Source organism: Pseudomonas schmalbachii (assembly GCF_017589465.1).
Classification (GTDB): Bacteria; Pseudomonadota; Gammaproteobacteria; order Pseudomonadales; family Pseudomonadaceae; genus Pseudomonas; species Pseudomonas schmalbachii.
The window spans coordinates 501055-516806 of sequence record NZ_JAELYA010000002.1; the positions used below are offsets into that span (position 1 = coordinate 501055).

10 protein-coding genes and 1 pseudogene are annotated in these 15752 nt (G+C 65.7%); 3 read left to right on the forward strand and 8 right to left on the reverse strand.

Translation table 11 applies throughout. From position 1 onward, the window contains the following. Positions 1-7: 7 nt before the first annotated feature. A complete protein-coding gene (locus JFY56_RS07780; RefSeq protein ID WP_208312958.1) occupies positions 8-787 on the forward strand; it encodes a TatD family hydrolase in 780 nt (259 codons plus the stop codon). 222 nt (positions 788-1009) lie between these two features. Here the strand turns inward: JFY56_RS07780 and JFY56_RS24705 are convergent, their stop codons facing one another. The 8 genes and pseudogenes from JFY56_RS24705 to gntR form a co-directional block, all read right to left on the reverse strand. Next, complete coding sequence (locus JFY56_RS24705; RefSeq protein WP_408004391.1) at positions 1010-1723, reverse strand: methyl-accepting chemotaxis protein; 714 nt, start codon at positions 1721-1723, stop codon at positions 1010-1012. Between the two features lie 144 nt (positions 1724-1867). After that, a pseudogene (locus JFY56_RS24710) lies at positions 1868-3004 on the reverse strand (HAMP domain-containing protein); the annotation flags it as partial. Between the two features lie 488 nt (positions 3005-3492). After that, positions 3493-3960 (reverse strand): aminoacyl-tRNA deacylase, encoded by a 468-nt coding sequence (locus JFY56_RS07790; protein WP_208312960.1) that lies wholly within the window; start codon positions 3958-3960, stop codon positions 3493-3495. A 148-nt stretch (positions 3961-4108) separates the two neighbouring features. After that, positions 4109-6775: a bifunctional diguanylate cyclase/phosphodiesterase gene (locus JFY56_RS07795; RefSeq protein WP_208312961.1), complete on the reverse strand. Its 2667-nt coding sequence runs from the start codon at positions 6773-6775 to the stop codon at positions 4109-4111. A 431-nt stretch (positions 6776-7206) separates the two neighbouring features. Then, positions 7207-8775 (reverse strand): long-chain-fatty-acid--CoA ligase, encoded by a 1569-nt coding sequence (locus JFY56_RS07800; RefSeq protein ID WP_208312962.1) that lies wholly within the window; start codon positions 8773-8775, stop codon positions 7207-7209. Between the two features lie 197 nt (positions 8776-8972). Next, positions 8973-10322, reverse strand: a complete 1350-nt coding sequence (locus tag JFY56_RS07805) for a DUF1329 domain-containing protein (protein WP_208313238.1) — start codon at positions 10320-10322, stop codon at positions 8973-8975. Between the two features lie 51 nt (positions 10323-10373). Then, positions 10374-12158 carry a DUF1302 domain-containing protein gene (locus JFY56_RS07810; RefSeq protein ID WP_208312963.1) on the reverse strand — a complete coding sequence of 595 codons (1785 nt, stop codon included), beginning with the start codon at positions 12156-12158 and terminating at the stop codon, positions 10374-10376. 347 nt (positions 12159-12505) lie between these two features. Further along, positions 12506-13537 (reverse strand): HTH-type transcriptional regulator GntR, encoded by a 1032-nt coding sequence (gntR, locus tag JFY56_RS07815; protein WP_208312964.1) that lies wholly within the window; start codon positions 13535-13537, stop codon positions 12506-12508. Positions 13538-13738: 201 nt separating this feature from the next. On the opposite strand from gntR, the gene JFY56_RS07820 reads away from it, so the two are divergent. Together JFY56_RS07820 and JFY56_RS07825 are read left to right on the forward strand one after the other, a co-directional pair. Further along, on the forward strand, positions 13739-14260 hold the full coding sequence (locus JFY56_RS07820) for a gluconokinase, GntK/IdnK-type (protein ID WP_208312965.1): 522 nt from the start codon (positions 13739-13741) through the stop codon (positions 14258-14260). A 91-nt stretch (positions 14261-14351) separates the two neighbouring features. Beyond that, complete coding sequence (locus JFY56_RS07825) at positions 14352-15704, forward strand: GntP family permease (protein WP_208312966.1); 1353 nt, start codon at positions 14352-14354, stop codon at positions 15702-15704. Positions 15705-15752 lie beyond the last annotated feature (48 nt).

Genomic DNA, 15752 nt, shown 5'->3' on the forward strand with positions numbered 1-15752 from the left:
TCCGCCGATGCGCCTGATCGACACCCACAACCACCTGGACTGCGCGGACTTCGCTGCCGACCGCCAGGCGGTGCTGCAGCGCAGCCGCGAGTGCGGCGTGGTGCGGCAGGTGCTGCTTGGGGTGTTTCGCGAGAACTGGGAGGACGTCTGGCATCTGGTGGAAACCGAGCCGGACCTGTACGCGGCGCTGGGCCTGCATCCGATCTACCTGGCGCGCCACCGGCAGGAGCATCTGGCCGAGCTGCGCGACTGGCTGGAGCGCCTCGCCGGGCACCCGAAGCTCTGCGCGGTGGGCGAGATCGGCCTTGATTACTACGTCGAAGGACTGGACCGCGACGCGCAGCAGGCGGTGTTCGAAGCGCAGTTGCAGACCGCCATCGACTTCGAATTGCCGGTGCTGCTGCATGTGCGCCGTGCCCATGCGCAGATGATCGCCACGCTGAAGCGCTACAAGCCGAAGCGCCAGGGCATCGTCCATGCCTTTGCCGGCAGCCGCGAGGAGGCCCGGGAATACCTGAAGCTGGGTTTCCGCCTCGGCCTCGGAGGCGCGCCGACCTGGCCGCAGGCCAACCGCCTGCGCAAGGTGGTGCCGGAGATTCCGCTGGAGTCCATCGTGCTGGAAACCGATTCCCCGGACATGGCGCCGGCGATGCACCCGTACCAGCGCAACAGTCCGGAGTTCCTGCCGGACATCTGCGCGGCGGTGGCGGAGGTGAAGGGAATCAGCGCGGAGGAGCTGGCGGCGGCCAGTACGCGCAATGCGATGGAGTTGTTTGGCTGGGCGTAGGTTGGCGCTGAGCTTGCGAAGCCCAACAGTGCCACGTCCGGAAGATGTTGGGCTTCGCCGCGCGAAGCACCAACGTAAGGCAAGAGCCCCTCACCCCTGCCCTCTCCCGGAGGGAGAGGGGGTTAAACGGCGTTGGAGCGTGTGACGTGCCAGCCGGCAGCTCCGAACAGTCCCCTCTCCCTCCGGGAGAGGGTTAGGGTGAGGGCAACATCCCACACAAAATCAGACCCTGAACGCCCCGATCAGCCGCTTCAGTTCCACCACCTGCTCGCCCAGCTCGCGGCTGGCGCGTTCGGTGGCGTTGGCGCCTTCGGCGGTGCGTTCGCCGGCCTGGTTGATCTGCACGATGTTCTGGTCGATATCGTGCGCCACGGCGGTTTGCTGCTCGGCGGCGGCGGCGATCTGCTGGTTCTGGTCGACGATCATTCCGACCGCGCCGAGGATGTTCTCCAGCGCCTGCTGCACCCGGGCCGACTGGCTGACGGTGCCGTCGGCGGTCTGGTGGCTGCTGCCCATGGCCTTCACTGCCGCGCCGACGCCCTGCTGCAGGCTGGCGATCATCTGCTCGATTTCCTCGGTGGACTGCTGGGTGCGCTTGGCGAGCGTGCGCACCTCGTCGGCCACCACGGCGAAACCGCGGCCCTGCTCGCCGGCCCGCGCCGCTTCGATGGCGGCGTTGAGCGCCAGCAGGTTGGTCTGCTCGGCGATGCCCTTGATCACGTCCAGCACGCGGCTGATCGAGGCGCTGTCGGCGGCCAGGCGGTTGATCACCGCCACCGACTCGTCAATTTCCCCGGCCAGGCGCTGGATGCTGCCCACCTGCTGTTCCACCAGCGCGCGGCCGCTGGCGGTTTCCTCGTTCACGCCCTGCGCGCTGCCCACCGCGGCGGCGGCGCTGCGCGCCACTTCCTGGGCGGTGGCGGACATCTCGTTCATCGCCGTGGCGACCTGGTCGATCTGGTCGCGCTGGCTGGTCACCGCGTGGTTGCTCTCCGCCGACACCGCCTCGACCCGCACGGCCTGCCGCTCGACCTCGGCCACGGTATGGCCGACCTGGCGGATCAACTCGCGGACCTTTTCCACCGAGTTGTTGAAGGCACGCCCCAGGTCGCCCAGCTCATCGCGGCTCTGCACCTGGGTGCTGACGGTCATGTCGCCGGAAGCGACCTGGTCCATCGCCCGTCCCAGGCGCTCCAGGGTGGCGCGGGTGGAGGCGTAGAAGCCGCCGTACAGGTAGACGATGGAGAGGAACACCAGCACCAGCGCGCCCACCAGCAGGACCATCTGCCGCTGCTTGGCGTCCAGGCGCTGTTCCAGTTCGCCGCCGACGAACTGCAGCACCTGGTCTTCCAGGCGGTAGGTCTTCGCCATCAGCGCGGTGGTCTCGTCGAAGAACGGCCCCCACGCGCCGTCCAGCGAGTCGGTCATGATCAGGCGCTCTTCGAACAGCTTGAAGACCTCTTTCAACGATTCCTCGCTGCTGGCGACATCGGCGGCCAGGGCGGCCTTGGCCTCCGGACTGGCGGCGAGGACATCCTGCAGCTTGACGGCGTAGTCGCCGCGCAGCTTCTCCAGGTCCAGCTGCAGGTCTTCGAGCTTGCCGCTGGCCGCGGAGTTGAGAACCTTCTGCCCGAGGGCGATCGAGCCGGTGACCCGGCCGATGCTGATGGTTTCGCTGACCTGCGGCGTCACCGAGGTGATCAGCTCGGACATCAGCCGCACCTGGCTGGTGTCGTCCTGCGCGAGCCCGGCCTGCGAGACCTGCAGGCGGACGAAGATGCGCATCGAGTTGCTCAGGCGCAAGGCCATCCCCGCGCGGGCCTGGACCGAACTCTCCGCGGCGATGGTCTTGAGACCGGTCAGCACTTCGTCGCGCTGGCTATTGAACGCGGCGACCTGCCCGGGATCGCTGTTGATCGGCTGCATCGCTTCCAGCGCCGCCTGCAGGCGTTTCTGCAGCGGCGCCGCGCGCTCCTCGATCTCGGCGGCGTTCTTCGCCTGGAAGATCGCACCGACCTGCATCAGGTCGGCATAAGCCTCGACGTCGCGGCGCAACTGCTGGGCGGCAGCGATCTGCTGCATGCCCTGCACCTCGATGCGTGTGGTGAGGAACTGGCGGTAGGAATCACGCACCAGATAGAAGTTGGTAACCAGCATCGGCAGGAAGAACAGCACGCTGATCAGGCTGAACTTCATGCCGAAGCTCAGGCGGTTCATCAGCGCGATGGCCGGATTGAGTACAGTCCTCACTGAGGCCTCTCCTTTTTTTCTTATGTCGTGTCGCGGGCAGGAGCGGCAGGCACGCCTTCCGCTCGTTCACCGGTCGATCCGACACGCTCCCCCACCGCGCGCGGACTCCCGCAGCCATTGATATCGGCCGGGGCGGGAAGGACTTGAGGACGGGAGTACCGATTTCAGGGAAAGAAAAAATCTTCTTGTGAGGACATCATCGGCCGGGGGGCGACCTGTAGGAGCCAGCTTGCTGGCGATCATCCGAGATAACAGGCTGCTCTGTGCTTGCCGGTGATTCCGGGATCGCCAGCAAGCTGGCTCCTACAGGGATCTGTGTTGCCGATAACCAAGCAGGTAGGGCGGGTGCAACCCGCCAGTCCGCGTCATGGCGGGTTTCACCCGCCCTACGGAGTGGGAACGCCAGGAAAAAGGCGCCTGACGTTGCCGCCGGCGCCTTTCGCCCCTCCAGGGGCCTATTCGCAGATACGTCCCTGCCGCGCCTCGGGCATCAGTTCCAGGTACTGCTTGCCGCTCATGTGCACCAGTTCGGTGTGGTCGCCGGCCTCGAAATAGATATCCGACTGATCGGCAAGCGACTGGTCGATCACGGTTTCCAGACCGAAGACATTGCCCACCGCCGGAATCGCGCCCAGTTCGCAGCCCTCGAAGCGATCGCTGAAGTCGTTCTCGCGGGCCAGTCGCCAGTGACGGCGGGTCAGCTTGTGGACCTTTTCCAGGTCGATCTGGCGGGTCGACGGGATCACCGCCATCATCCAGTGGCCCTGGAAGTCGTCGAGGATCACCGGCTTGGCCATCTGTGCCGGCGGAATGCCGGCGCGGCGGGCCGCTTCGCGGGTGGTCATGGAGAGGGAATGCGGCACCAAGTCGTAGCTGGAATGATGCTGCGTCAGGCTGCTTTGCAAACGGGTTGCCATGCTCATGAAGCACCTCCTGCCGTAGCACGCCGAATCATGGTCCCCATGAAACCGGTGCTGCCGGCATGCATGGGGGAGACTCCAGCTCCCCGTCCGGCACCGGCGGGACGCCGGTGCTTACCTCCAAGTCTAGTGCATCGATCCCGGCCACTGGTCAGTCCAGGTCGAGGCTTTCCAGCTGGCGTTGCAGGCGCCAGGCCATGACCCGCTCGGCGGGCATCGGGTGGCCGAAGTGGTAGCCTTGGGCGATGTCGCAGCCGAGACGGGTCAATGCCTCGGCGGTGGAGGCGTCCTCCACGCCCTCGGCGACCACCAGCATGCCGAAGGTGTGGCCGAGGCCGACGGTGGACTGCACGATCATCGCGTCGGACGGGTTGCTGGACATCGCCGAGACGAAGGTGCGGTCGATCTTCAGCACCTGCACCGGCAGGCGCTTGAGGTAGGCCAGCGAGGAATAGCCGGTGCCGAAGTCGTCGATGGACAGGGTCACGCCCAGGTCGCGGATGCTCCGCAGGCTCTGCAGCGCCATCTCCGGATCCTCCAGCAGCGTGCCCTCGGTGACCTCCAGCTCGACCAGCCCGGCGGGCACCCGGTGCCGCTCCAGCAGGGCGTGCAGTTCGCCGACGAAGTTCGGGTTGCGCAGGTTGTTGGCGCTGATGTTGATGGCGATGCAGGTGCCCAGCCCGCGGTCGATCCAGACGCGCAACTGGCGCAGGGCCTGGTCGATCACCCAGTGGGTCAGCGGGTGGATCAGCTCGCTGGACTCGGCCAGCGGGATGAATTCGCTGGGCGGGATCACCCCGCGCTCGGCGTGCTCCCAGCGCAGCAGGGCCTCGAAGCCGATCACCTGGCGGTCGCTCAGGCGCACCTTGGGCTGGTAATGGAGTTGCAGGCCGCCCTCGCGGATCGCCCGGCTGAGCCAGTTGTGCAGCGCCAGGCGCTCGGGCGTGTAGTTGTCCACGCCACGGTGGTAGAGCATGAAGCTGCGCCGGCCGTTCTTCGCCTGGTACATGGCGATGTCCGCGCAGCGCAGCAGGTCGCCGGGGTTGTCGCCGTGGTCCGGATAGCGCGCCACGCCGATGCTCGCGGCCAGTTCCAGCTGGATGCCGCCGACCGACACCGGCTGCCGCAGCACTTGGCCGATGCCCTGGCAGAGGCTGGTGATGCCGGCCTCGTCGGGCGCGCCGTGGGTGACGATGGCCATTTCGTCGCCGCCGAGACGGGCGATCTGCGCATCCTGCGATTGCAGCCAGGCGTCCAGGCGCCCGCCGACTTCCTGCAGCACCGCGTCGCCGCAGTGGTGGCCGAGGGTGTCGTTGACCTCCTTGAAGCGGTTCATGTCCAACAGCAGCACGGCGAAGGGAGCGGGCGCCGCTCCCGCGATACGCTGCTCGACATGGCGGATCAGCCAGTAGCGATTGGGCAGGCCGGTGAGCGAGTCGTGGCTGGCGAAGTATTCCTGCTCCAGCAGATAGCGCTTGCGCTCGGTGATGTCGTGCAGCACCAGCAGGAGCATCGGGTCCTGCTGCCAGCGGAACAGCGAAGAGCGCACCTCGCAGTCGAACGGCCGGCCGTTGTCGCTGCGGCGGAACTGCCATTCGCTGTCATGGTTCAGCACCTCGCCGTCGAGCAGCCGGCTCAGCGCGTCCTCGACCACGCCGGTCGTCAGCAGTCCGCTCGGCTGGCGCTCCGGAGACAGCAGCGCGGGGTGGCATTCGTGCAGGCAGGCCGGCGAGTCGACCCCGAACAGCTCGGCGGCCCGGCGGTTGGCCGCCAGTACCCGGCCGTCGGCGGCCAGCAGCAGCACGCCGTCGTTGATATCGGTGAACAGTTGCCGATAGAACTGGCCGTTGTGGCTGATCTGGCGGATCAGCCGGCGCAGCTGCCAGCCCGCCAGGCCGGTCATCAGCACGCTGAGCACCAGCACCACCGCGCTGTACAGCGAGCGCCGCAGCCACGGCAACTGGTAGCTGGCGAGCGTCTCGCCGACCACCGCGTAGATCGGGAAGCTCACCGACGGGGTGACGGCGAACAGGGTCAGCTGGCCGTCGATGCTGATGCCTTCGACCAGCGCCGGCTTCACCTGCCCGAACAGCGGGCGGATCGGCGAGGCCTCGGGCAGCGGTTCGCCGACGAACTCCATGGCCTGCGGGATGCGATAGAGCACGATGCCACGGCCATCCACCATGCCCGCGCTCATGTTCTCCGCGAGTCCCAGGCGCCCCAGCAACTGGCCGATCCTGTCGGTATCGATCACCGCGCCAACCACCAGCCTGCCGCCCTGTGCGTCGGTGTGGCCGACCAGCATCGGCAGCAGGTAGCTGGAATGCCCGGGCAGCAGGAACGCCTCGCCGAAGGTCGGATTCGTTCCGGTCGGATACTCCAGCTGGCGGATCTGCGTGCGGAACTCCCTGGCCGCCGGGCGCCCCTCGCTGTCGACGGCGAACAGCTCGCCACGGCGGAGCACGAAGAGATAGGCGGATACCGGGTCGTAGCGCATGGCATCGGCGAGCAGGCGGAGGACCTGCGCCTCGTCGCGCGCCGGCTGGCTGTCGTCGGTCAGGTCGGCGGACAGCGTGCGGATGCTCTCGTGGCTCTGCTGCATCAGGGCGCTGATATAGCCTTCGAGGGCACGCGACAGCGCCGAGGTGTTCTGGTGCACCTCGCGCGAGCTGGACTGGTAGTCGCGGTAGACGCTCCAGCCGGTCAGGCTGATCAGCAGCGTGAGGACCAGCACGACGGCCGAGTAGAAGACCAGCACGATGCGCTGGTGCTGCGATATTCCCTGGGTGCGGACGAAGTCATCGAGGTTGCTGCTCATGACGATCCATCCGGGACGGATGAGCATTCGATGCAGTCGGGTTTCATCGCATTCATCTCCCTTCCATGGATACGACGCCAAGGCAATGTCCCGAGGCCCGGGGGCTCGATCAGGTACGGATGCTGCTTGAAGGGAAAGGCCGCTGGCAATCGGCCATTTCCTGGCCGTTCAGTCGGGAATGCAGGGCTTCGGGCGAACCGGAAAAATGCGCGGCAAGCCACGAAAATGCCGGAAAAGCGCATCGTTGCGATGACGATGCCTGCAGCAATGGGCGCAAGGCGGATGGCGGTGGAGGCGATTTCTGCGCTGCCGACAGGATCGAAATGTCTTATGGTTTGGCAGAAATATCGCCCTGTTTCAGACCACCGGGACAGCCGCAGTTCGCCGGAGCACTCCCCCTCTCCCGCAGGAAGAGAGGGGGAACGAACACCTCAGCCGATCTTGCGCTTCTGGTTTTCCCAGTACGGCTTGCGCAGTTCGGTCTTCAGCACCTTGCCGACGCCCGACAGCGGCAGCGTGTCGCGGAACTCCACGCTGCGCGGGCATTTGTAGCCGGCGATGCGCTCGCGGCAGTGGGCGATGAGTTCCTCGGCGGTGAGGCTGGCGTCCGGCTTGAGCACGACGACCGCGTGCACCGACTCGCCCCACTTCTCCGACGGGATGCCGATCGCCGCGCACTGGCCGATGGCCGGGTGGCTGGCCATGGCGGTCTCGACTTCGGCGGAATACACGTTCTCGCCGCCGCTGACGATCATGTCCTTCAGGCGGTCGCAGACGTAGACGAAGCCGTCCTCGTCCATGTAGCCGCCGTCGCCGGTGTGCATCCAGCCGTTGCGCAGCGCCTCGGCGGTGGCTTCCGGCTTGTTCCAGTAGCCGATCATCACGTTCGGCCCGCGCACCACGATCTCGCCGATGCTGCCGCGCGGCACTTCGCGATCCTCGGGGTCGACGATCCGCACCTCGACGCAGGAGCCCGGCAGGCCGGCGGAATACATCTTGCCGCTGGCCGCATGTTCGGGGGTGTGGTACTCGGCGCCCAGCAGGGTGGCCAGCGGCGCCAGTTCGGTCATGCCGTAGCCCTGGTAGAAACCGGCGTTGGGGAATGCCGTGCGGGCGCGGTCGAGCAGCGCCGGGGTGATCGGCGAGGCGCCATAGCTGATGGCTTCGAGCGAGGCGAGATCGAGCTCGGCCGCCTGCGCATCGGCATCGCGGCGATCCAGCAGCATCTGGATCATGGTCGGCGCCAGCAGCACTTCGGTGATCCGGTCATTGGCGATGGTTTCGAGCATGGCCTGCGGCACGAAGCTCGACCGCACGACATGGGTGCCGCCGCTGACCAGCAACGCCGCGATATTGATGAAGCCGGCCATGTGGAACATCGGCATCACCTGCAGCACGACGGAATTCAGGCCATTGGTGCCAGGCTCGCGCACGGCCATGATGCCGAAACCGGCATTGGTATGGCTGATCATCACGCCTTTCGGGAAACCGGTGGTGCCGCCGGTGTAGAAGATGCCCAGCAGCGCGTCGCCGCCACGGCGCACGTCCTCCACCGGTTCGTGCCCGGCGATCAGGGCTTCGTAGCCATGCATGCCCTCCGGAACCTCGCCGTCACCGGCGTAGATCAGGATCGGAGCGATCTTCGCCTCGCTGGCGATACGGGAGGCATGGGCCTTGAAGGTCTCGTCGACGATCAGCACGGTGGTCTCGGAGTCGTCGAGGGAGTAGACGATTTCCGGCACGCTCCAGCGGGTGTTGACCGGATTGAGCACCGCGTCGGCCCACGGCACGGCGAGGAAATACTCGATATAGCGCTGCGAGTTGAGGGACAGCATGGCGACGCGATCGCCGCTGTTCACGCCCAGGCTCTTCAGCCCGGCGGCCAGTCGGGCGACGCGATTGCCGAGCTCGGCGAAGGTAAGGCTGCGGCCCTCGAAACGGATGGCCGTCTTGTTCGGGCGCACTTGGACATGGCGATGCAAGGCTTGGGTGAAATACATCTGAACCTCCAGATTTCTGGTACTTGATGGAGCAGCACGCAAGGCCGGGCAATTCCTGGCCTGGCCGACTGCGGACACGACGCATCAGCCAGGAGCACCCGGAGGTAGGGATTTAAAAAGGATGTAGAGCGCTGCCCGGTTGTGGAGCCGTTCACGCCACACCCTGTGCGTGAACGGCTCCGGTCCGGGTCGAGGGATCAGCGAACGCCGGCCTGGCGCAGCGCAGTCGGGGTGAAGTCCATCTTCATGGTGAACTTCTGGTCCCACTGAACGGCGTGCTTGGCCTCGTTGATCATGCCGCCGACGAAGTAGCGGCCGGCGATGAGGTCGTACAGGGTCTGGGCGGCGAAATACGGCAGTTGCTTGTCGTAGTTGTGTACGGCGAAACCTTCACCGACGCGCCACAGCTGGCCACGGCCGTCGTACTGGGCGGTTTCGACGATGGTCCAGGTGTCCTCGTCGATGAACAGGGTGCGCTTGGCGTAGATGTGACGCTCGCCCGGCTTCACGGTGCCCTCGACTTCCCACACGCGGTGCAGCTCGTAGCGGGTCAGGTCCTGGTTGATGTGGCCCGGCTTGATGATGTCCGCATACTTCACCTTCGGCGACCACAGCTTGTAGTTGTTGTACGGGACGTACATCTCGCGCTTGCCGACCAGCTTCCAGTTGTAGCGGTCCGGAGCGCCGGCGAACATGTCGTTGTCGTCCGATACGCGCATGCCGTCGGCGGCATTCGCCGGGCCATCGTAGGCCACCTGCGGGGCACGGCGCACACGGCGCTGGCCGGCGTTGTAGGCCCAGGCCATGCGCGGTTCCTTGACCTGGTCGAGGGTTTCATGGACGAGCAGTACACCGCCGGCCAGACGCGCCGGCGCAGTGGTGACCTGCTTGACATAGATGAGGATGTTGGAGGCGCTGGCCGGGTCCACATCCGGCAGCCGCTCCGGGAAGCCGGTGGTTTCGGAGAACTGGACGATGGTGAAGTCGCCATTGGTCTGCGGAACAGCCTGCGCGACGATACGGGACAGGTTGGTGCCCTTGTAGCGGGTCAGGTGGTTCCACAGCACTTCCACGCCGTTCTTCGGAATCGGGAAGGCGTAGTTGCGCGACTTCTCGAAGTTGGTCAGGCCGTCGCCGCCATTGGTGGTTTCGGTGGTCACGGCACTGATCTTGGCGCGGTCGTAGACCTCCTGTGGCAGCGAGGCGGTACGGCGGGTCTGGTACACCGGAATCTTGTAGGTTTCCGGATAGCGCTGGAACAGCGCCAACTGGCCGGGGCTCAGCTTGTCCTTGTACTGGTCGACGTTGGCCTTGGTGATGACGAACAGCGGCTTGTCGCTTTCGAACGGGTTGCCGAGGAAGCCGTTGGCATCCACCGGCGCGGCGCCCGGCTTGAGGCCGCCGGTCCACGCCGGGATGCTGCCATCGGCATTGCCGGCCTTCTCGGCACCGACCGGAGTCAGGCTGGTGCCGAGTTTGGCGGCTTCTTCAGGGGAGACTGCAGCCATTACGCTACTGGCCAGCAGGGTCAGCGCCAGGGCGCCCATTTTCAACACATTGCACGCTTTCAAGGTCTTTTCTCTGTCTTTTGCTTGTTATCAGAAGTTCACGCCGACGCTGAGCGCGACGAAGTCACGGTCGCCGTTGGTGCTGAAATCGCCGCCGAAGAAGTCGGTGTAGCTGAGGCTGGCGGTGTACTTGGTCAGGTAGTCGGCATCGACGCCGACGCTGACGGCCTTGCTGCCTTCGTCGAAGTTCGGGCCGTAGCCGTCCACGGAGTGCTGCCAGGCGAGGGTCGGCGCCAGGTTGATGCCGGCGATCACGTTGGAGTAGTCCAGGCGGGCACGAGCCTGGTAACCCCAGGAGTTGGTGGTGTAGAAGCCGTGGGCACTGCACTTGGCGTTGGTGGTGGCGCTCGGTGCGCAGGCGTTGCTGGCGAAGACGCTCGGGCCGGCGCCGAATACCGGGCTGCGGCCGAAGCGCAGGTCGCTGCCATCGGTATCACCCAGGCCGTTGATGCGGTTGTAGCCGATCTCGCCGACCAGGGTCAGGCGGCTGGCGCCCCAGATCTGGTCGAAGAACTGGGTGGCGGTCATCTGTGCCTGGAATACCGGCATGCGCTTGTAGGCGGTCATTTCCTGGCCACGCTGGCTGGCCTGCAGGCCGCTGGGGTTCACTGGGGTCTGGCGACCCAGGGCAGCGCCGAGGAAGTCCGGGGAAGACAGTTGCAGCGGCTGGTTCGGCCGGAAGCTGACTTCGCCACCCAGCGAGGTGCCGCCGACGTTGGTCTGGAAGCTCAGACCATACATGCGGATATCTTCGGGGTAGTCGATGAAGAAGCGCGAATTACGAACGGTATTGATCGCAGCCGCAGCGGGGCCGGTCGCACCAGTGGTGGCGATGGTGTTAATGAACGGGTTGCGGCTGTGATAGTTCATGTAATAGGCGCCGAACTCGGTGTCGTTGAGTTCCGGCACGAACCAGCGCAAGGCCAGGCCATACTGGCCGCTGTCGCGGGCGTCGTCGTCCTTCAGGCGGGGGACGTAGGCACTGTTTGCGGCGACGTTAAGGCGCGGATCACCCTGGGGGAAATCCGGGCCGGCCGCAGACAGACGATCGTTACAGCCTTGCTGGACCGCATCGGCGCCGAAGAAGGTGCCGCAGTTGTCGACGATGGTCTTCTCCCACTGCAACTGGTAGAAGCCCTCGGCGGTGACGTTCTCGGACAGGCCCTGGGACAGGTAGAACATGTTCACCGGGATCAGGCCTTCCTTCACCTCGGCACCCGGACGGCGCAGGGCGGCGACGTCGAGCGGGTTGATCACGTTGATGCCGTTCTGGATGAAGGTACTCTCGCCCCAGCTGACCACCTGCTTGCCGAAACGCACGTTGCCGGGCAGTTCGCCAAGGTTGTAGTTGTAGAAGAGGAAGGCGTCGAGGAACTCGGCGCCGGACGACTTGGCCAGATCGTCGCGGCCGCTGTCGTCGATATCGTAGAACAGGCGGTGCTCGTCCTTCAGTTCGAAGTCGTACCAGTACTTGCCGCGGATGAAGGCACCGCCGTCGCCGTACTTCAGTTCGAGGTCATGCAGGCCCTTGAAGATCTTCGAGAAGGTCTCGCCCTTCTTGAAGTTCAGGCGGCCGTCGTCGACGGTGGCGCTGCCTGCCGCGCCGCGCTTGCCCATCGTGTTGTTCGGCGAGATGTAATCCGGATCGGCACCGCGGACAGCCCAGCTGGCGCCAACAGACAGAGACGAGTCGAAACGCCCCTCGATCTCCCCGATATTGAACTCGACGGCATAGGCAGGCGCACTCAGGCCAAGCGCAACGGCGAGGCTCAGCAGATGCGGCTGGAAAGATACGCGCATTGTTGTTCTTGTCATGCTAACTCCAGGTTTTTGCGGATCCATGGTTTGACGGACGGCTGCTGCCCGGCATATGGCAATGCGGTACGCAGGCACGATGGGGTAATCCTATTACCCGGAAAAACCGACCCATATCGCTCATTTGGACTGTTTGAGATACCCAAAGGGATGATTAGGGACGATCGGTACTCCAGCCTGATACTGCGAGTAACAGCATTAATAGCTAAGCACGTGCGCCTGGAAACAACAGGCGAACAGCTCCCCGGGCATGGCGAAAAACGCCCATGGCAGAGCCCTCGCCGGAGGATCGGGCGGGGTGGAAGGAAGGGACGGGACCGCTACGGACAGGGCCGCAGCCCGCGGATTCAGCTGCTCTCGCGGACCTTCAGCTCGAAGCCCAGGTCCAGCACCGGCTCGCCGACCGGCTTGCCGTTGATCAGCGCCAGCAACTGCTCGGCGGCGCGGCGGCCGATGGCTTCGCGGGGCGTACGGATGCTGCTCAGGCGCGGCACCATGAATTCCGAGCTGGGCAGATCGTTGAAGCCGAGCACGGCGACCTGCTCGGGAATCTTCACGCCACGGCGCATGGCTTCCAGCAGCGCGCCCTGGGCCAGGTCGTCGTTGCCGAAGAAGATGCCGTCGACCTGCGGATGGCTGGCCAGCAACTGGCTGAACATCTCGCCGCCGAGACCGACCGACGACGGACGCGGCGTCAGCAGTTCCAGCGCCGGGTCATAGCAGCCGGCCTTCTGCAGCGCGCGGCGGAAGCCTTCGCCGCGCAGCAGGGTGCGCTGGTCGAGCTGCGCGCCGACGTAGGCCAGCCGATGCCGTCCGCGCGACAGCAGGTGCTCGGCCGCCGCCGCCCCGGCGCTCAACTGCGAGAAGCCCACGCAGTGCAGGCCGGCGCCGTGGTCCAGGTCCATCATGTAGACGCAGGGGATGCCGCTGGCCTCGACCATCCGCCGCGCGCTTTCGGTCCGCTCGAAACCGGTCAGCAGCAGACCGCGCGGCTGGTAGGCCAGGTAGTTGCGGATCAGGTTCTCTTCCTCGTCGCGGGAGTAGTGGAAGTTGCCGATCAGCACTTCCAGCCCCTGCGGCCGCAGCACCGAATGGATGGCTTCGAGGGTGTCGACGAACAACTGGTTGGACAGCGACGGCACCAGCACCGCCACCGCATGGCTCTGCGCCGAGGCCAGCGCCCGCGCCGCCGGATTGGCCACGTAGCCGAGTTCGCTGGCCGCCTGTCGGACCCGCTCCGCCAGTTCCTCGGCCACCGTGCTCACCCCGCGCAGGGCCCGGGAAGCGGTGATCGGGCTGACGCCGGCACGGCGCGCCACTTCGTTCAGGGTCGGTCGCCCGGTGGTCCGGGTGCTCTTGTCGTTCTTCGGGGAAGCCATCGGCCTGCTTGTCTTGTCAAATCAAAATCGAGGCACTAAGGTAGCGCTGTCTCGCGATGACGGCAATTGCCCGAACGCCGCTCCGAGTCCCCTCTTTCGCAGCCCCAGTGGCCATCCACTAAAATCACAAGAATGCGGAGGCAGCCCGTGCAATTTGTCTCAACTTTCAAAGATAGCGCTGTCTCTGCCCAGAGGCACCCTATGCTCCCCACCATCAATGCACTCGTGATCATGGGCGTCGCCGGCTGCGGCAAGTCCAGCGTCGCCGAGGCGATCTGCCGGCAGAGCGGCGCCTGCATCATCGAAGGCGATGCATTCCACCCCGCGGAAAACATTCGCAAGATGAGCGCCGGCATCCCGCTGAACGACGAAGACCGCGCCGGCTGGCTGGATACCCTGTGCGACGAGCTGCGCAAGGCGGTCGCCGCCGGCAGGCAGCCGGTGCTCACCTGCTCCGCCCTCAAGCGCAGCTATCGCGAGCGCCTGCGCAGCGCGGTGCCCGGCCTCGGCGTGGTGTTCCTGGAGCTGACGCCGACCACAGCCGCGCAACGGGTCGCCTGCCGCCCCGGGCATTTCATGCCGGCTACGCTGATCGAAAGCCAGTTCGCCGCCCTCGAACCGCCGCTGGACGAACCCCTGACCCTGCGCCTGGACGCCACCCGCCCGGTGGAAAACCTGGCGCAAGCCACCAACGACTGGTGGCGCCTGCATGGTTTCGAGTGAGCGCTTTTTCGCCTGCCCGAAAAAGATAGCGCTATCTCAGAATCACCCTTGAAAACCGCTCCGGCACAACAACGACAATAGGAGATTCGCCATGCTCGGCATGTCTCACGACACCTACCTGCTGCTCGATGCAGTGGTCACCATCGTCGGCCTGATCCTGCTGATCACCCGCTTCAAGTTCCACCCCTTCGTCGCCCTGATCATCGCCGCCGGCTTCCTCGGCCTGACCTCCGGCATGCCGGTGGAAAAGATCGTCAAATCCTTCCAGGACGGCTTCGGCGGCGTGCTCGGCTTCGTCGGCGTGATCCTCGCCCTGGGCACCATGCTCGGCAAGATGATGGCCGAATCCGGCGGCGCCGATCAGATCGCCCGCACCCTGATCCAGGCCTTCGGCAAGGAACGCGTGCACTGGGCGATGATGCTGGCGGCGTTCCTGGTCGGCATTCCGCTGTTCTTCGAGATCGGCTTCATCCTGCTGATCCCGCTGGTGTTCATCGTCGCCAAGCGCAGCGGCGTATCGCTGATCAAGATCGGCATCCCGCTGCTGGCCGGTCTCTCCGCCGTGCACGGCCTGGTGCCGCCGCATCCCGGTCCACTGCTGGCGATCGGCGTGTTCGGCGCCGACATCGGCAAGACCATCCTCTACGGCCTGATCGTCGCCCTGCCCACCGCGGCCATCGCCGGCCCGCTGTACGGCGCCTTCATCGCCCGATACATCCCCGGCAGCCCGTCGGAGGAACTGGTCGAGCAACTCGCCCACGATCCGGAAGCCAGCAACCTGCCGAGCTTCGGCGTGACCCTGCTGACGGTCCTGCTGCCGGTGTTCCTGATGCTGCTGAAGACCTTCGCCGACGTGGTGCTGCCGGAAGACCACATCATCCGCGCCTGGCTGGACATGATCGGCCACCCGATCACCGCCCTGCTGCTGGCCCTGCTGCTGGCGCTGTACACCTTCGGCTATGCGCGCGGCTTCGAGTCGAAGCAGGTGCTCAAGCTGCTCGACCACAGCCTCGCGCCGACCGCCGCCATCGTCATGATCATCGGCGCCGGCGGCGGCTTCAAACAGATGCTGGTGGCCAGCGGCGTGGGCGACGTGATCGGCCATCTGGCGGTGAACGCGCAGATCTCGCCGATCCTGCTGGCCTGGCTGGTCGCCGCGCTGATCCGCATCGCCACCGGTTCGGCCACCGTCGCCACCATCACCGGCGCGGGCATCGTGGTGCCGGTGATCGACATGATCCCCGGAGTGAACCGCGAACTGCTGGTGCTCGCCACCGGCGCCGGCTCGCTGATCCTCTCCCACGTCAACGACGCCGGTTTCTGGCTGGTGAAGCAGTACTTCAACATGAGCGTCGCGGAAACCTTCAAGACCTGGACGATGATGGAGACCATCCTCTCCGTGGTCGGGCTGGTGTTCATTCTGCTGCTGTCGCTGGTGATCTGAGCGGCGGATGGCGAATACCGCGTAGGGCGGGTGCAACCCGCCACCCTT